At 57.3% G+C, this 16347-nt stretch carries 17 protein-coding genes; 7 read left to right on the top strand and 10 right to left on the bottom strand.

The genetic code is table 11. The features are described 5' to 3' along the window. Positions 1–89 precede the first annotated feature (89 nt). From D4100_RS00815 to pspA, 6 genes are all read right to left on the bottom strand, one after another. Positions 90–1151 carry a YcjF family protein gene (locus D4100_RS00815; RefSeq protein WP_006319548.1) on the bottom strand — a complete coding sequence of 354 codons (1062 nt, stop codon included), beginning with the start codon at positions 1149–1151 and terminating at the stop codon, positions 90–92. Further along, positions 1148–2545, bottom strand: coding sequence for a YcjX family GTP-binding protein (locus D4100_RS00810; protein ID WP_006319547.1), 1398 nt, complete (start codon positions 2543–2545; stop codon positions 1148–1150). The genes D4100_RS00815 and D4100_RS00810 overlap by 4 nt, the downstream gene beginning before the upstream one ends. Beyond that, positions 2526–2792: a phage shock protein PspD gene (pspD, locus tag D4100_RS00805; protein WP_006319543.1), complete on the bottom strand. Its 267-nt coding sequence runs from the start codon at positions 2790–2792 to the stop codon at positions 2526–2528. The genes D4100_RS00810 and pspD overlap by 20 nt, the downstream gene beginning before the upstream one ends. A gap of 95 nt (positions 2793–2887) precedes the next feature. After that, complete coding sequence (gene pspC / locus D4100_RS00800; protein WP_004945110.1) at positions 2888–3247, bottom strand: envelope stress response membrane protein PspC; 360 nt, start codon at positions 3245–3247, stop codon at positions 2888–2890. Next, on the bottom strand, positions 3247–3474 hold the full coding sequence (pspB, locus tag D4100_RS00795; protein WP_006319541.1) for an envelope stress response membrane protein PspB: 228 nt from the start codon (positions 3472–3474) through the stop codon (positions 3247–3249). The genes pspC and pspB overlap by 1 nt, the downstream gene beginning before the upstream one ends. 59 nt (positions 3475–3533) lie before the next feature. Continuing rightward, a complete protein-coding gene (pspA, locus tag D4100_RS00790) occupies positions 3534–4199 on the bottom strand; it encodes a phage shock protein PspA (protein WP_004945117.1) in 666 nt (221 codons plus the stop codon). Positions 4200–4383: 184 nt separating this feature from the next. Here pspA and pspF point away from each other — a divergent pair, with 184 nt between their 5' ends. After that, complete coding sequence (gene pspF, locus D4100_RS00785) at positions 4384–5391, top strand: phage shock protein operon transcriptional activator (protein ID WP_119802598.1); 1008 nt, start codon at positions 4384–4386, stop codon at positions 5389–5391. Positions 5392–5583: 192 nt separating this feature from the next. Here the strand turns inward: pspF and zigA are convergent, their stop codons facing one another. From zigA to folE2, 3 genes are read right to left on the bottom strand one after another with little or no spacing between them, the layout of a single operon-like run. After that, positions 5584–6771: a zinc metallochaperone GTPase ZigA gene (gene zigA / locus D4100_RS00775; RefSeq protein WP_119802596.1), complete on the bottom strand. Its 1188-nt coding sequence runs from the start codon at positions 6769–6771 to the stop codon at positions 5584–5586. Positions 6772–6783: 12 nt separating this feature from the next. Continuing rightward, positions 6784–7344 carry an LbetaH domain-containing protein gene (locus tag D4100_RS00770; RefSeq protein WP_119802594.1) on the bottom strand — a complete coding sequence of 187 codons (561 nt, stop codon included), beginning with the start codon at positions 7342–7344 and terminating at the stop codon, positions 6784–6786. Continuing rightward, a complete protein-coding gene (folE2, locus tag D4100_RS00765; RefSeq protein ID WP_119802592.1) occupies positions 7334–8263 on the bottom strand; it encodes a GTP cyclohydrolase FolE2 in 930 nt (309 codons plus the stop codon). The genes D4100_RS00770 and folE2 overlap by 11 nt, the downstream gene beginning before the upstream one ends. 206 nt (positions 8264–8469) lie before the next feature. Between folE2 and sapA the strand changes: the two genes are divergently transcribed. The 6 genes from sapA to D4100_RS00730 all read left to right on the top strand — a co-directional run bounded on the left by sapA (position 8470) and on the right by D4100_RS00730 (position 15379). Further along, positions 8470–10122 (top strand): ABC transporter substrate-binding protein SapA, encoded by a 1653-nt coding sequence (gene sapA / locus D4100_RS00760; protein ID WP_043912592.1) that lies wholly within the window; start codon positions 8470–8472, stop codon positions 10120–10122. Continuing rightward, entirely contained in the window at positions 10119–11084 is a 966-nt protein-coding gene (sapB, locus tag D4100_RS00755; protein ID WP_006319529.1) for a putrescine export ABC transporter permease SapB, read from the top strand. The genes sapA and sapB overlap by 4 nt, the downstream gene beginning before the upstream one ends. Beyond that, positions 11071–11961, top strand: coding sequence for a putrescine export ABC transporter permease SapC (gene sapC / locus D4100_RS00750; RefSeq protein ID WP_006319527.1), 891 nt, complete (start codon positions 11071–11073; stop codon positions 11959–11961). Before sapB ends, sapC begins: the two co-directional genes overlap by 14 nt. Further along, positions 11961–12953: a putrescine export ABC transporter ATP-binding protein SapD gene (gene sapD, locus D4100_RS00745; protein ID WP_006319525.1), complete on the top strand. Its 993-nt coding sequence runs from the start codon at positions 11961–11963 to the stop codon at positions 12951–12953. The genes sapC and sapD overlap by 1 nt, the downstream gene beginning before the upstream one ends. 1 nt (position 12954) lies before the next feature. Next, positions 12955–13767 (top strand): putrescine export ABC transporter ATP-binding protein SapF, encoded by an 813-nt coding sequence (sapF, locus tag D4100_RS00740; RefSeq protein ID WP_006319524.1) that lies wholly within the window; start codon positions 12955–12957, stop codon positions 13765–13767. Between the two features lie 421 nt (positions 13768–14188). Further along, positions 14189–15379, top strand: coding sequence for a CMD domain-containing protein (locus D4100_RS00730; protein WP_065506295.1), 1191 nt, complete (start codon positions 14189–14191; stop codon positions 15377–15379). Here D4100_RS00730 and D4100_RS00725 read toward each other — a convergent pair whose 3' ends face one another. Continuing rightward, positions 15380–16276 carry a LysR family transcriptional regulator gene (locus tag D4100_RS00725; RefSeq protein ID WP_006317130.1) on the bottom strand — a complete coding sequence of 299 codons (897 nt, stop codon included), beginning with the start codon at positions 16274–16276 and terminating at the stop codon, positions 15380–15382. Between the last annotated feature and the right edge of the window lie 71 nt (positions 16277–16347).

Below are 16347 nucleotides of genomic sequence, written 5' to 3'. Positions count from 1 at the left end.
TTTCGTCAACCAGGGGTTACGTATCAAGCTGAGCGGCGGTCATTGATGCAGAAATAAGCAACTGCGCCCGGGTGGGCGCAGTTGGCGAGTTATTTGGCTTTGTTATCGTTTTTTTTCATGGCGTCTTTCAGTTGACCGACCAACTGACTGCGGAAATCCCCAAGTTTGGGCTTCTCACCTTCCAGCCAAGGGAGCGGGCGGCACAGTTCCATGGCCTTGATGCCCAGCCTGGCGGTCAGCAAGCCTGCGCCAATCCCCTGGGCTGCGCGCGCTGACAGCCGTGCGGCGAGATCCTGTGACATCCAATCCATCCCCACCTCACGCACCAGCTCCGACGCCCCGGCAAAGGCGATATTCAGCAGCACCAGGCGGAACAGCCGCAGACGGCTGAAATAGCCCAGCTCGATGCCGTACAACGCCGCAATGCGGTTGATCAGCCGAATGTTACGCCAGGCGATAAACGCCATATCCACCAGCGCCAGCGGGCTGACGGCGATCATTAACGTGGATTCGGCCGCCGAACGGCTGATTTCACGGCGCGCCTGATTATCCAATACCGGTTGCACCAGCTTGGCATAAAGCGCTACCACTTCACGGTCGTTTTGAGTTTCATGCAGTGAAGCCTGCCAGCGTTGTAACGCCGGGTGGCCCTGATCGAGGCCGGCCTGCCGCGCCAGCTTCTCGCAGAACTCTCGGCCCTTGCCCAACCCGTGGCTGTGCAACAGTTCTCGCGCTACGTCGCGCTCTTCCGCACGCTGGCGCAGACGATACAACCGGCGCCATTCGGTCACGACCGAACCCACCCCGGCAAACACGATCAAGCCGCCTGCCACGCCGCCGCCCATGGCAATCCAATCCTGCTGCACCCAGGCGGTATGCACCCACTGCACGCCCTGCGCCACTACGCTGACGCCGAACAGCGCCAACCCGGCGGTAACCATTTTGCGCCACAGACTGCGTTTGGGTTTCAGCGCAGCATTGATAATGCCTTCGGCACGCCCTTCGTCCTCTTCCTGCTCCAACTCCGGCGCGGCCGGGAAAAAACGCTCAGCCTGCTGTTCATCAAAGGCGACGTTGGCGCGCAATACTGGCTCTTGCGGCGGCTGCAACGGCTCTTCAAAATCGATACGCGGCTTTATAGGTTCGCTCATCGCAATTTATCTCCCAATAAAAACTCCATCACCGCATCCAGGCGGATATGCGGCAGCGGGCTGTCCACGCTCATGGCCCGAGGCCGAAACTCATCAAAGTGGAAACCCTGGTTTTGCCAGAAAGCCGGCCCCGGCAAACGCGCCGGTACTTCGCCGGGGAACACCGTCAATGGTGCGCCATCGTCGAGGCGATTGCCCTTCAAGGCCGGGATCCGCTGCCCCTGGTGATCGACGATGCCGCTTTCGGTCGCCTGCACGGAGGCCAACCCCACACAGTCCATACTGATGCCCTCAAACGCCGCGTTCTGCCACGCTTCCTGCACCAACTGCTGCAACAACGACACCAGATTGGCGTGCTGGTCGGCAGTAATGTGATCGGCCTTGGTGGCGGCAAACATCAGCTTGTCGATGGTCGGCGAGAACAACCGGCGGAACAACGTGCGCTTGCCGTAGTGGAAACTTTGCATCAGTTGGGTCAGCGCCAGACGCATGTCGTTGAATGCCTGTGGGCCGCTGTTGAGCGGTTGCAGGCAGTCAACCAGCACAATCTGCCGATCGAAACGGACGAAATGTTCTTTATAGAAGTTTTTGACGATTGACTGGCAGTAGTAATTGAAACGCGCCCGCAGCATGCCGATGTTGGTGTGCTTGTCAGCCTGCGCCAGTTTCGATTCGCCGAGACTGTCGACATTGGGCCACGGGAAGAATTGCAGTGCCGGCGCACCGGCCAGATCGCCCGGCAGCACGAAACGGCCCGGCTGGATAAAGTGCAAGCCTTCGCTTTTGCAGCGCAGCAGATAATCGGTGTAAGCCTGAGCAATAGCCGCCAACTTGTTTTCGTCGGCCGGCGCGAACGGATCGCAGCCTTTGCACAGCTCAAGCCAGGGTTTGGCCCACTCGGCGCGATCGCCCTGCAACAGACCGGCCATCTGACGCGACCAGGCCAGATAGTCCTGTTCCAGCATGGGCAAGTCCAGCAACCACTCGCCGGGATAATCGACGATCTCCAGATACAGCGTCGAAGTATCTTTAAAATGCCGCAGCAACGAGTCGTTGGAACGGTAACGCAGCGCCAGGCGAATTTCGCTGACGCCACGCGTCGGGGTCGGCCAGCTTGGCGGAGTGCCATAAAGCTGCGCCAACCCTTCGTCATAGGTAAAACGTTGAATGCCAAGATCGCGCTGCGGAATGCGTTTCACGCCCAGAAGTCGCTCTTCGCGCACTGGCGAAAACAACGGCATGCGCGCACCGCTGTGAACGTGCAGCAGTTGGTTGACGAAGGCGGTGATAAAGGCGGTTTTACCGCTGCGGCTAAGGCCGGTCACCGCCAGGCGCAAATGGCGATCCATCCCGCGGTTGACCAGCGAGGTTAACTCATTTTGCAGTCGTTTCATTGTTCTCCTTGGCGTAACGCCCAAATACCTTGTTCAGGCCTTTGCGGAACAGGGGTTCCAGCACCAGCGCCAGCACAAAGCGAATCGGTTTGCGACCAACGGTCCGCAACAACCAGCCGGCCGCGCCGGCAGGGCCGTAATTCAGTAACGCTATGATGATCACTTTAGACAATGTCTTCAACACTGTACCTGCTCCTTGTTTGATTCCAGCGGATTTAACGGCTTTTGCGGCATAGGTTTTATTCATTATCAATGCCCTCCGGCACGGTTTGCTTTAAAAAGGATATGGCAGGCACAATGCCTGACCTGCGCCACGCGCAGGTCATAGCACGCGAGGCAGGATTACAACTTGCGGAAACGACTCTGCACGCCGAAGGTATCCGACGTGACATAACGCTCAACCTGACGCAGTTGCTGTTCGCCACTGCCCAGTTCGTACTCCAATTGGTCGAGCAACTGGCGCGGTGTCTTGTAATTTTCGCCTTCGAAACGGCTGGCCGGCGCTTCATCCAGCACGAAAACCAGCGCGAAATAGGCCACCAGCGTGAAGAAAAACAGGCCGAAAATCATCGACAGCACCACTATTACGCGGATCAGGCGCACCGGCACGTCAAAATAATGAGCCAGACCGGCGCAAACGCCCTTCACCATGCCTTCCTCAGGTACGCGATAAAGCTTTTTACTGCCCAGAGTGTTGCTCATCAAGACTGTCTCCAGTTCGGGTGTTCTGCATCGAGGATTTCTTCCAGCGCCTGAATGCGTTCACGCATGCGCTTGGCATCGTCGGCCAACTGCGCCAGACGCTGCATTTCCTGATGGCTCAGTTGAATGCCGTTTTGTTGCCGATTGCTGTAATGCAGCCAAAGCCAAATCGGTGCGACAAACAACACAAAGATTGTCAACGGGATGGCAAGTAGTAGAGCACTCATTTCTTTTCCTTCTTATTGCGTCTTTAATAGGCGGCCACATTACCGTGGCCGCTGTAGCCTTACTCAGTACGGTTCATTTTGGCTTTCAGCGCCGCCAGTTGCTCGCTGATGGCATCGTCGGCTTTCAGCTCGGCAAATTCCTGGTCCAGAGACTTCTTTTTACCGATGATGACGCTTTCCGCTTCGGCTTCCATATGATCGATACGGCGTTCGAACTGTTCGAAACGCGCCATCGCCTCATCCAGTTTGCCGCTGTCGAGCTGGCGGCGCACGTCGCGGGAAGAGGATGCTGCCTGATGGCGCAGCGTTAACGCCTGCTGGCGCGCCCGGGTTTCGGTCAGCTTGTTTTCCAGCTCGCCGATTTCGCTTTTCATCCGGGCCAGCGTCTCTTCCACGGTAGACACTTCGTGAGTCAGCGTTGAGATCAGGTCAGCTACCTTCTGTTTTTCGATCAGCGCCGCACGGGCCAGATCTTCTTTATCCTTGCGCAATGCCAGTTCGGCCTTGTCCTGCCAATCGTTGAGCTGATTTTCACCCTGCTCAATGCGACGCAGCAGTTGCTTTTTCTCCGCCAGCGCACGCGCCGAGGTGGAGCGCACTTCAACCAGCGTGTCTTCCATCTCCTGGATCATCAGGCGCACCAGTTTTTGCGGATCTTCCGCCTTATCCAGCAGCGTATTGATATTGGCGTTCACGATGTCGGCAAAACGAGAAAAAATACCCATAATTCACTTCCTCTTGGTTCTGATGGCGTCTGAAGCGCCGCGTTAAGTAATACATCTTGCCCAAAGACTTAATCAAAACCCGTGCCAACTTTTATTTCATTGAATAATAACGATTATTTATTTTTGACTCTCCACCAGCATGCTGTAGAGTGATTATTTTCACCAAACATTGGCGAATTTCATCATGAGCGAACAGTTAGAAAACCTGCTGGGCGAAGCGAACGCCTTTGTCGAAGTATTGGAGCAAGTCTCGCAACTGGCAAAGTTGAACAAGCCGGTGTTGGTGATCGGCGAACGCGGCACCGGTAAGGAGCTGATCGCCCATCGTCTGCACTACCTTTCCAACCGCTGGCAAGGGCCGTTTATCTCGCTTAACTGCGCGGCTTTGAACGAAAACTTACTGGATTCCGAGCTGTTCGGCCATGAAGCGGGTGCCTTTACCGGTGCGCAGAAACGCCACCTGGGCCGCTTTGAACGCGCCGACGGCGGCACGCTGTTTCTCGACGAACTGGCCACCGCCCCCATGCTGGTGCAGGAAAAATTGTTGCGGGTGATCGAATACGGGCATCTGGAGCGCGTAGGCGGTAGCCAACCGCTGCAGGTTGATGTGCGGTTGGTGTGCGCCACCAACGATGACTTGCCTGCGCTGGCCGCTGCGGGGAAATTCCGCGCCGATCTGCTGGACCGGCTGGCGTTCGACGTCGTTCAACTGCCGCCGCTACGCCGGCGCCAGCAAGACATCATGCTGCTGGCCGAACATTTTGCGATTCAGATGTGCCGCGAGCTGTCGCTGCAACTGTTCCCCGGCTTTACCGAACGCGCCAGAGATACGCTGCTCGCCTATAACTGGCCAGGCAACGTGCGGGAACTGAAAAACGTGGTGGAACGTTCCGTATACCGGCACGGCACCAGCGCCAGCGCGCTGGATGACATCGTTATCAATCCCTTTGCCCAACGGGAGACCCCTCTTACACCACCGGCTCGCGAAACGCGCAATGATCGACCGATGCTGCCGGTCGATTTAAAAGCCTGGCAGTTGGAACAGGAAAAATCGCTGATCGAAACGGCGCTGCAACAAGGGAAATTTAACCAACGCAAGGCAGCGAGCCTGCTGGGGCTAACCTACCATCAGTTGAGGGGCATGCTGAAAAAACATGCGCTATTGCAAAACGGGGATGCGGACGAAGAATAACGGGCAAAAAAAAGCCAGCACCCGAGCTGGCTTAAAAAACACTGGAAGCAATGTGAGCAATGTCGTGCCTTTCACAGTCGGGCCACTAATCCTGGCCTTCCGTGAACTGCCAGGTGATGATAATGGTTATCAGTATCACCTGTAAAGCGATTTGTTGAGAATTATTCCCATTACCACACTAATGTTGTGCACTTACCATTCAGGGAAGGGATCGGTCATATCCAGCCAATAGTCCACCCCCGCCGCCATTTGGTCATCATTCAGCAGGCAGGCATCCAACAAACGGGTGATTTCCGCCTGCCGCAGGTGCTGGCCGATAAACACCAATTCCTGACGCATATCGCCAAACGGCTCCACCCATTTTGCCTTAATCTGCGCCCGGGTTTCTTCATCTTGCGGCCAGTTCTCCTGCGCCAGCGCGCGCCAGAAGGTGCCCGCCAGCCCATAATGCGCGATGCCACCGGCCTGGTTCCACTGCCCCGCTTGCCGCGGGCGAGTAGCCAGCCAGAAGAACCCCTTTGAGCGCAACAGCTTGCCGCCCCCCCAATCGCCGTTGATCATCCGATAAAACTTATCCGGGTCAAAGGGTCGCCGCGCCTGATAGACAAAGCTGCTGATGCCATAATTTTCCGTCTCCGGAACATGTTCACCCCGCAACTCCTTCAACCAGCCTGGCGCCTGTTGGGCTTTTTCGAAGCTGAAACTGCCGGTGTTTAATACCGCCTTCAGCGGTAATTTACCGGGGGAAATAGGGATAATATTGGCGACCGGGTTCAGGCTGGCAAGCAGTGCCATGATTTCCCCTTGCTGTTCTGGCGTCAACAAGTCGGTTTTACTCACCAGCATCACGTCACAAAATTCGATTTGCTCGATCAGCAGGTCCGCCACGCTGCGCAGATCGTCCTCGCCCAGGCTTTGCCCGGCCTCCTGCAAGGTCTGAGCCTGCTGGTATTGCTGCATGAAGTTCACGCCATCCACCACCGTGACCAGCGTATCCAGCCGGGCGAACTGCGACAGGCTTTCACCCTGTTCGTCTTCAAAGGTGAAAGTTTCCGCCACCGGCAGCGGCTCTGAGATCCCACTGGATTCAATCAGCAGATAATCGAAACGACCGGCCAGCGCCAGTTCACGTACCGAAATCAACAGATCTTCACGCAGCGTGCAGCAAATGCAGCCGTTGCTCATTTCCACCAGCTTTTCCTGTCGGCGATCGAGCTGGACCTGGTTCTCGATCAGCGCGGCATCAATGTTCACTTCGCTCATGTCATTAACTATCACCGCCACGCGCATGCCTTGGCGGTTATTCAGAATATGGTTCAGCACCGTGGTTTTACCGGCGCCGAGAAAACCGGAAAGTACGGTAACGGGTAACGGATTCATCAGGTTCCTCGCTTAAAACTCATTACGTAATGCCTGGTAGCCGCGAACCAGTTCGACATTCGTGGCGGCCACTTCTTCAGAAAATTGCAGCGCGCGGCGATCAACCTGGCGATACAACGACAGATCGCTGTCGGCACCGACGCGTTCGGTAGATGGGATATACAGGTTCTCCGGTAGCGTGACGCCATCCACCACCGCGTTGTAGCGCACCACGCAGCCGGAACGGATATGGCAGTTGAACAGCACGCTGTTGAACCCGATAAACACCCGATCCTCTATGCGGCACGGGCCGTGAACAATCGCGCGATGCGCGATGGAGCTGTAGCTGCCGATGGTGACCGCCGCTCCGCTTTTCGAGTGGATCACCACGCCGTCCTGAATATTCGAGTGAGAACCGATAACGATCGGTTCCATATCGCCGGCGGCATTCAGTTCATCGGCGCGGATCACCGCGTAGGGGCCAACGTAGACAAAATCTTCGACAATCACCCGGCCACAGATAATGGCGGTAGGATCGATATAGGCCTTTGGCGATACCTGCGGCAGGTGGCCGCTGGGGTTTTTACGCAGCATCGCCTTCCTCCCGCCAGCTCAGTTCGGCCACCGCATTGTGGGCATGCAGGCTTTCCTGATGCTCAACCCGCAGCGAGAAACCTCGCTGGCCACATTGGCTGCGCAGCATCCGGTACAGCCGACGCGCGGCATCTTCGCAAAACATCAGGTTCTGACCGTTAGCCAGGGCAAATGCCTGTTCGTCTCGACGCTTTACCAATGTTTGCGACGGCGTACCCAGCGCATGCTCAATGCGATCGATTAAATTGACCGCCGGTAACGCCGGTTCACTGCCAGTCAGTACCTGCGTCACCCAGGCCCAACTGCGCTGGCTGTGCGGAGTCGCGGGCATTCCCTGCTCACCCAACCAATCGATCACCTGCTGCCGATCGACCCTCTCCGACTCCTGTTCAAAATCAAACTGAAACTGCTGTTGCGCCAGTTGGCGGCTGAGCGCCGCCGAGCTGGGACAGGTGGAGGAATACGGCACGCCGACCGTCAGCGATAGCGCCAGAGCCTTGGTCAACCTGGCATCAATGCGCAACGGGTAGGCTTTCCAGCCGCGGTGTGGCGACAGCAATGCTGGCCGCGACAACAGCAGCTCGCCGCTGATGCTCAGGCTGGCACGGTCGCTGTGTTCGGGCTGAGAAGCCAAAATGGCATTTAGCGTCTGCCCGATGCGCTGCGGCGTCAGCTCGCCCTGCGTCAATTCGTCCAGCGCCAGATACAGCCGTGACATGTGTATTCCCCGCGAACCTTGACGGTTGGCGAGAAGATTGATGCCAACGTTGACCTTCGTCATCAACGGCTTGCCCGCCAACTCCAACGGCAGCGCTATCTCTTGCATCCCAACCCAATCGAGCCCGACTTCACTCATCTCACCCTGCCTGGCCTGGGCATCCGGCAACGGCTGGGGTGGTGGAAGTGCAATCTTGTTCATACGTCCCCTTGCGATTATTGATATCGTGCCTGAGGACGGTAACATAAAATTGTTATGTTATAACATATCATTTGCGTTATTTTTTGCCTGTGACGGCAAAGTGTTCAATCAAGTAGCAGAAAACTCAGCCATTTTGCTCAATGGATTGGGCAGTTCGCCAGAGTGCGATACACTAACGCTATTGCTTATTAACCCATGAAGCCTCTATGCGTGGTTTACCCCTTTGGATCCTGTCATTGAGCTGCCTGGCGAGTTCCGCCATGGCCTCAACACCGCCCGCGCCCATCGCGGCGACGCCGTTGCCGGACATCCGCCAGAGCGGCTTTGTCTATTGCGTCAGTGGCATACTGAACACCTTTAATCCGCAGATGGCCAGCAGCGGGCTGACTGTCGATACCCTGGCCGCGCAGTTGTACGACCGCCTGCTGGATGTCGACCCTTATACCTACCGGCTGATCCCCGAACTGGCGCAAAGCTGGGAAGTGCTGGATAACGGCGCAACCTACCGTTTCCACCTGCGCAAGGACGTGCCATTCCAGACCACCGCCTGGTTTACGCCGACGCGCAAATTGAACGCCGACGACGTGGTGTTCAGCTTTGAACGCATGTTTAATCAGAAGCATCCGTATCATGACGTCAACGGCGGCGAGTACCCTTACTTCGACAGCCTGCAGTTTGGCGACTCGGTGCAAAGCGTGAAGAAGCTCGACGACTATACCGTCGAGATCCGCCTGCAGGCGCCGGACGCCTCGTTTTTGTGGCATATCGCGACCCACTACGCTCCGGTGATGTCGGCAGAATATGCGCAAGATCTGACGCGCGAAGGCCATCAGGAAATGATCGATCGTGAGCCGGTCGGCACCGGTCCCTTCCTGTTGAATGAATATCGTTCGGGGCAATATATCCGTCTGGCGCGCAATGACCTGTACTGGAAAGGCCAGCCACGCATGCCACAGGTGGTGATCGATCTGGGTGCCGGCGGCACCGGCCGGTTGTCGAAGTTGTTGACCGGCGAGTGCGATGTGCTCGCCTATCCCGCAGCCAGCCAGCTCTCGATTCTGCGCGACGACCCGCGTCTGCGCCTTACGCTTCGGCCGGGCATGAACATCGCCTATCTGGCTTTCAATACCCGTAAACCGCCGTTGAACGATTTAAAAGTGCGTCAGGCCATTTCACTGGCTATCAACAACCAACGCCTGATGCAGTCGATTTATTACGGCACGGCGGAAACCGCTGCCTCCATTCTGCCGCGCGCCTCGTGGGCCTACGACAATGAAGCTCACGTTACCGAGTTTGATCCGGCAAAATCGCGCGAAATGCTCAAGCAAGCGGGTATTGAATCCTTGAATCTGAAGCTGTGGGTACCTACCGCATCACAGTCCTATAACCCCAGCCCACTGAAGACCGCCGAACTGATCCAGGCCGATTTGGGCCAGGTTGGCATTAACGTCACTATCGTGCCGGTCGAAGGCCGCTTCCAGGAAGCGCGGCTGATGGAGATGAATCACGATCTGACCCTCACCGGCTGGGCCACCGACAGCAACGACCCGGACAGTTTCTTCCGGCCGCTGTTGAGCTGCGCGGCAATCCGCTCGCAAACCAACTATGCTCACTGGTGTGAGCCGGAGTTTGACGAGGTGCTGCAAAATGCGTTGCTGTCACAGCAGTTGTCGCAACGCATCGAAAACTACCAGAAGGCGCAAAAAATTCTTGAGCAGCAACTGCCGGTGTTGCCACTGGCGTCCTCATTGCGCCTGCAGGCTTACCGCTACGACATCAAGGGACTGGTATTGAGCCCATTCGGCAATGCGTCATTTGCCGGGGTGTACCGTGAATCCGCGGAGGGGCCGAAAAAGTGATTATCTTTACCTTGCGCCGCATCTTGTTGCTGCTGATCACGTTGTTCCTCCTGACTCTGGTCAGCTTTAGCCTGAGCTATTTCACGCCACGCGCGCCGTTGAACGGTGCCGCTCTGCTCGATGCCTACCACTTTTATTTTGTCAGCCTGCTGCACTGGGATTTTGGCGTTTCCAGCATTAACGGCCAGGCGATCAGCGAGCAACTGCGTGAAGTGTTCCCCGCCACCATGGAGCTGTGCATTCTTGCTTTTACTCTGGCGTTATTTATCGGCATTCCGTTGGGGATTATCGCCGGCGTAATGCGCGGCAAATGGCAGGACACCGCCATCAGCACTTTTGCTCTGCTCGGGTTTTCGATGCCGGTTTTCTGGTTGGCGTTGCTGCTGATGCTGTTTTTCTCGCTGCACCTTGGCTGGTTGCCGGTTTCCGGCCGTTTCGATCTGCTGTATCAGGTCAAGCCCATCACCGGTTTTGCGCTGATTGATGCCTGGCTGTCGGATTCGCCGTACCGTTCCGAGATGATCGGCAGCGCGTTGCGCCATATGATTTTGCCTATTGCCGCGCTGGCGGTAGCGCCCACCACCGAAGTGGTGCGCCTGATGCGGATCAGCACCGACGACGTGCTCAGCCAAAACTACATCAAAGCCGCCGCAACCCGGGGGTTATCCCGCTTTACCATTATCCGTCGCCACGTGCTGCATAACGCACTGCCGCCTATCGTGCCCAAGCTGGGGCTGCAATTCTCCACCATGCTGACGCTGGCGATGATCACCGAAGTGGTCTTCAGTTGGCCTGGCCTCGGCCGCTGGATGATTAACGCCATCCGCCAGCAGGATTATGCGGCGATCTCTGCCGGCATAATGGTGGTCGGCACGCTGGTGATCACCGTTAACGTATTGGCCGACATTTTGGGTGCGGCAACCAACCCATTGAAACATAAGGAATGGTATGCCCTTAGATAACGTATACCGCGAAAAGAAAATGCCCAGCCCGCTGCTGTACACCTGGCGGATTTTTTACGGCGATGCCCTGGCTATGATCGGCTTCTACGGCGTGATCGCGCTGCTGCTGCTTTGCGTATTCGGCAGCCTGCTGGCACCCTATGCGCTCGATCAACAGTTCCTGGGCTATCAGTTGCTGCCGCCTTCCTGGTCGCGCTACGGCAACGTATCCTTCTTTCTCGGCACTGACGATCTTGGCCGCGATATTCTTAGCCGCCTGCTGACCGGTACTGCAGCGACCTTTGGGTCGGCGTTATTGGTTACCCTGGCCGCCGCCTTTTTCGGCGTGATCCTCGGCGTATTTGCCGGCGTTACCCACGGCCTGCGCTCGGCGGTGCTGAACCATATTCTCGATACCCTGCTCTCCATTCCCTCGCTGCTGCTGGCGATTGTGGTGGTGGCGTTCCTTGGGCCAAAGCTCGAGCACGCGATGCTGGCGGTCTGGCTGGCGCTGTTGCCGCGCATGGTGCGCACCATTTACAGCGCGGTGCACGACGAGCTGGAAAAAGAATATGTAGTGGCGGTGCGTCTCGACGGCGCCTCCACGCCGCAAATCCTGTGGTACGCGGTGATGCCGAATATCGCTGCGGTGCTGGTAACCGAATTTACTCGCGCACTGTCGATGGCGATCCTTGACATCGCCGCACTCGGCTTCCTCGATCTCGGCGCGCAATTGCCTTCGCCGGAATGGGGCGCCATGCTCGGCGATTCGCTGGAGTTGGTGTACGTCGCGCCCTGGACGGTAATGTTGCCCGGTGCGGCGATCCTGATCAGCGTGCTGCTGGTTAACCTGTTGGGCGACGGTATGCGCCGCGCAATCAACGCAGGAGTGGAATAATGCCTTTACTTGATATCCGCAACCTGACGATTGAATTTATGACCGCCGACGGGCCGGTCAAAGCGGTCGATCGCGTCAGCATGACGCTGACCGAAGGTGAAGTACGAGGTCTGGTGGGTGAATCCGGCTCGGGCAAAAGCCTGATCGCCAAAGCGATTTGCGGCGTAACCAAAGACAACTGGCGCGTCACCGCCGACCGTTTCCGCTTTAATGATATCGATCTGTTGCAGTTGACGCCGCGCGAGCGACGCAAGCTGGTCGGGCATAACGTCTCGATGATTTTCCAGGAGCCGCAGTCGTGCCTGGATCCTTCGGAAAGCATCGGCCGCCAACTGGCGCAGGCGATCCCTGGCTGGACTTATAAAGGCCGCTGGTGGCAGCGTTTCAACTGGCGCAAACGTCGCGCCATTGAGTTGTTGCACCGGGTTGGCATCAAAGATCATGTCGACATCATGGGCAGCTTTCCTTATGAGCTGACCGAAGGCGAATGCCAGAAAGTGATGATCGCCATCGCCCTGGCCAACCAGCCGCGCCTGCTGATCGCCGACGAGCCGACCAACGCCATGGAGCCCACCACCCAGGCGCAGATTTTCCGCCTGCTGGCCCGGCTGAATCAAAACAACAACACCACCATTTTGTTGATCAGCCACGATCTACAAATGATGAGCAAATGGGCCGACCGGGTGAACGTGTTGTACTGCGGCCAGACGGTAGAAAGCGCGCAGTGTGAAGATCTGCTGGCGGCGCCTCATCATCCGTACACTCAGGCGCTGATCCGCTCAATGCCGGATTTTGGCCGCTCGTTGCCGCATAAAAGCCGGCTCAATACGTTGCCGGGCGCCATTCCGTCACTGGAACATCTGCCGATCGGTTGCCGTCTGGGGCCACGCTGCCCCTATGCGCAGAAAAAGTGCATCGAGACGCCGCGTCTGCGCCCGGTGAAAAACCACTTCTTCGCCTGCCACTTCCCGTTGAACATGGAGGAGCAATAACATGGAAACGCTGTTGGAAGTGCGCAACCTGACCAAAACCTACCGTTACCGCACCGGGCTGTTCCGTCGCCAGCACGTTGAGGCGGTGAAATCGGTCAGCTTTACCCTTCGTGAGCGGCAGACGCTGGCGATCATCGGTGAAAACGGTTCCGGTAAATCGACGCTGGCCAAGATGTTGTCCGGCATGGTTGAGCCTTCATCCGGCGAACTGCTGATCGACGATCGCCGGCTCGACTACGGCGATTACCGCTACCGCAGCCAGCGCATCCGCATGATATTTCAGGATCCGAGCACGTCACTTAATCCGCGCCAACGCATCGGCCAACTGCTTGACGCCCCGCTGCGGCTGAATACCGATCTGGAAGGCCCGCAGCGCGAACAGCGCATCTATCAGACGCTGCGCCAGGTGGGGATGCTGCCGGACCACGCTTATTACTATCCGCATATGCTGGCCTCCGGCCAGAAACAGCGGGTGGCGCTGGCCCGAGCGTTGATCCTGCAGCCCAAGGTCATCGTCGCCGATGAGGCGCTGGCTTCGCTGGACATGTCGATACGTTCGCAGATCATCAACCTGATGCTGGAACTGCAGGAGAAACACGGAATTTCGTACATCTATGTAACTCAGCATCTGGGCATGATGAAGCACATCAGCGATCAGGTCATGGTAATGCACGAAGGGGAAATCGTTGAACGCGGCAGCACCGCCGAGGTGTTGGCTGCGCCGTTGCACGATCTGACCAAACGGCTGATCGCCAGCCACTTCGGCGAAGCGCTTACCGCAGACGCCTGGCGGCGCGACGGCGGCCGATTCTGACGCTTGCAGGAAACCCGCTTTCGAGCGGGTTTTTTATTGCCGAACAGCCCACTGCGCTTATCCAATATCCTCAAATACAAATTACAATTTTGTTATATATCATTATATTTTATTCCATTCAGTTATTGATTAGCACTTAACATTATTTTATCTCGTCAATCGAATCGGTGAGGATATCCCCTACGTTGAGCTTATTAAACGACAGGATATCGCACTGATGAACAGCCCACGCAATCGTCGACTCGCGCAGTTTCTGCTCGCTTTAGCCGCAGGTTTCTCTGTTTATGGCCACGCATTGTGTTGCGATGATCGTCGCTGATCCTGCCATTCCGTGCCCGTATCCGGGCATGTACCTCTTTTGTCTCGCCGCCGCTGCCTGTCGCACCGGTGGCTGTCGTTCATGATTAAGGATTACCGCCCTATGGAACTACTACGTCGACAACATAATGCCCAGTGGTATCACGAAACCCAAAGTAGCGTTCGCGGAGACCAGCCGCTTGAGCCGCAGGCAGCCACCCTCCGCGACAGATTTCTGCTGGGGTTGGGCGCATTTGCCGACGAAGCGCTGAACACCGCACTGACCGCCCGTGCCGGGGTGTTTAACGCCTCGCATGCCGGTTATCATGTGCTGTTCCCGGACCAGGTGGAACTGACAAGATTAGTGACATTGTCACCTTACGATCGCCTCAGCACCGCGCTGACCGTGGCTCAGGTGACCGGCGTACAATCTCTTTGTAGCCATTACGCTGCCCGCCTCGCCCCGCTGCACAGCCCCGACGCCTCCCGTGAAAGCAACATCCGCCTCGCCCAGATCACCCAATACGCCCGCCAGCTAGCCAGCCAACCGACCCTGATTTGCAGCAAAGCGCTGCAACAGCTCACTGATGTCGGTTTAAGCCCGGCGGATATCGTGACCTTTTCGCAGATTATCGGTTTTGTCAGTTACCAGGCGCGCGTCGTCGCCGGAGTGGCTGCGCTGGCCGGGCGGCCAACGGCAGTAGTGCCGGGTTTTCCGAATATAGAGGATGCCGAAGGCGTGGAATTCACCGAAGAGGAATTGGCTTGGCAATCCCGGTTACCGCCGATAACGCAGGAAGACGCCCGGGCAGAGCAACTCGACGTGCTCGACCAAAGTCACCCGGACGCCCGCAGCGAGCCTTATTTTCTGCTGCTGGCCCACGATGCCCCCGCGTTACGTGAACGCAACGGCGTTTTTAACAGCATCAACGCGGACGGCTACGGCCTGTCGGCGCGGCTGAAAGCGCTGGCGACACTGGCGGTTGCGCGTATTAACGGCAGCCGCTACTGCGCCTCGACCGTGGCGCAGGATATTCAGGACGCCGCGTTGGCAGATGCCATTTTCACCGACATTAACCGCGGGCTGGAGATCAGCGATAATCCTGTGGCCCAGGCGGTGATCCGCGTTGCCGCAGACCTGACCCGCACGCCGGAAAAATTCACTCCGCGCAGCGTGCAACCGCTGTTTAACAGCGGCCTGAATCAGGCCCAGGCGCTGGACGTGATCCTCACCGCCGCGCTCTACGCCTGGGAGAACCGTTTACGTCAGACCCTCGGCGATACGCAGGCGCCCGGCGAAAGCCAACCGGCATAATTACTGCTGCAGCCAATTGCCGGCAGCGTCAAAAAAGTGCTGAGCCAACGGCGTTGCCCGCCCCGGCTCAGCAATCACCACTGCCGCATGTCGTGACATGGCAGGAATGGCGATTGGCCGCCGCTGCAGGTCCGGCGTCATGGCCGGCAGCAGGTTACCTTGCGGAAACAGACCGCAACCCAGGCCAACAAAAATGCCCTCCAGCAGTTGGAATATCGACGTGGTTTCCATGCGCGCATGCAGCGTCAAACCGGCTTCACGGAAGTGTTGATCGAGGTAACGACGGAAGTAACGCGTGGGTTCAGCCAGGCACAGCGGCAGCGCGGTCACCTCCGCCAGCGTCAGCGGTTTGTCCCCCACCAATTGCGGGAAGTGCTGCGGATGGAATACCAGTTCGATACCCGAGTCCGCCAAAGGTTGCGACTGGAAGTGCAGCTCTTTCAACGTCGCCAACTCGAAGAAACCGATACCGATATCCACGGTATGCGCCGTCAAGGCTTCCAGCAACTGATCGGCGCTCAGCACCGCAATCCGGTAGTCCAACTGAGGAAAACGTTCGCTAACCGCCTTCAGCATCTGCGCCAGCGAAATGCTGCACTGCGGAACGGCACCGATACGCAGGGTGCCGTTAAAGCCGTGCTTGAGCGATTCCACCTCCAGTTTCAATCCCTGATAAACCGACACAATCTCGCGCGCCCACGCCAATACACGCTCACCTTCCGCGGTAAAACCTTCAAAGTTATTACCGCGGTTGATCAACGAAACTCCCAATTCTTTTTCCAGATTTTTCAACCGCATGGATAACGTCGGCTGGCTAACGAAGCTGGCCTCCGCCGCCCGGCCAAAATGGCGTTCTCGTTCCAGATTACAGAGGTAAATCAGTTGTTTGATATCCATAAAGCGGCTCGAAAAATAATGACTACCCTCAGTATATCATCGCGGGGGCTTTTTGGGCGCAGTGCCCGATG

This window comes from Serratia inhibens (assembly GCF_003591175.1).
GTDB classification, from domain to species: domain Bacteria; phylum Pseudomonadota; class Gammaproteobacteria; order Enterobacterales; family Enterobacteriaceae; genus Serratia; species Serratia inhibens.
Note: the sequence above shows the minus strand (reverse complement) of the source record. Positions and strands in the feature narration are given on the sequence as shown.

Coding starts and splice junctions, on each gene's coding strand:
- D4100_RS00770 (WP_119802594.1), bottom strand. CDS start 7,344: ATGCTGCGTAAAAACCCCAGCGGCCACCTGCCGCAGGTATCGCCAAAG.
- pspB (WP_006319541.1), bottom strand. CDS start 3,474: ATGAGTGCTCTACTACTTGCCATCCCGTTGACAATCTTTGTGTTGTTT.
- pspA (WP_004945117.1), bottom strand. CDS start 4,199: ATGGGTATTTTTTCTCGTTTTGCCGACATCGTGAACGCCAATATCAAT.
- pspC (WP_004945110.1), bottom strand. CDS start 3,247: ATGAGCAACACTCTGGGCAGTAAAAAGCTTTATCGCGTACCTGAGGAA.
- D4100_RS00730 (WP_065506295.1), top strand. CDS start 14,189: ATGGAACTACTACGTCGACAACATAATGCCCAGTGGTATCACGAAACC.
- folE2 (WP_119802592.1), bottom strand. CDS start 8,263: ATGAACAAGATTGCACTTCCACCACCCCAGCCGTTGCCGGATGCCCAG.
- sapF (WP_006319524.1), top strand. CDS start 12,955: ATGGAAACGCTGTTGGAAGTGCGCAACCTGACCAAAACCTACCGTTAC.
- D4100_RS00810 (WP_006319547.1), bottom strand. CDS start 2,545: ATGAAACGACTGCAAAATGAGTTAACCTCGCTGGTCAACCGCGGGATG.
- D4100_RS00815 (WP_006319548.1), bottom strand. CDS start 1,151: ATGAGCGAACCTATAAAGCCGCGTATCGATTTTGAAGAGCCGTTGCAG.
- sapC (WP_006319527.1), top strand. CDS start 11,071: ATGCCCTTAGATAACGTATACCGCGAAAAGAAAATGCCCAGCCCGCTG.
- pspD (WP_006319543.1), bottom strand. CDS start 2,792: ATGAATAAAACCTATGCCGCAAAAGCCGTTAAATCCGCTGGAATCAAA.
- zigA (WP_119802596.1), bottom strand. CDS start 6,771: ATGAATCCGTTACCCGTTACCGTACTTTCCGGTTTTCTCGGCGCCGGT.
- sapD (WP_006319525.1), top strand. CDS start 11,961: ATGCCTTTACTTGATATCCGCAACCTGACGATTGAATTTATGACCGCC.
- pspF (WP_119802598.1), top strand. CDS start 4,384: ATGAGCGAACAGTTAGAAAACCTGCTGGGCGAAGCGAACGCCTTTGTC.
- D4100_RS00725 (WP_006317130.1), bottom strand. CDS start 16,276: ATGGATATCAAACAACTGATTTACCTCTGTAATCTGGAACGAGAACGC.
- sapA (WP_043912592.1), top strand. CDS start 8,470: ATGCGTGGTTTACCCCTTTGGATCCTGTCATTGAGCTGCCTGGCGAGT.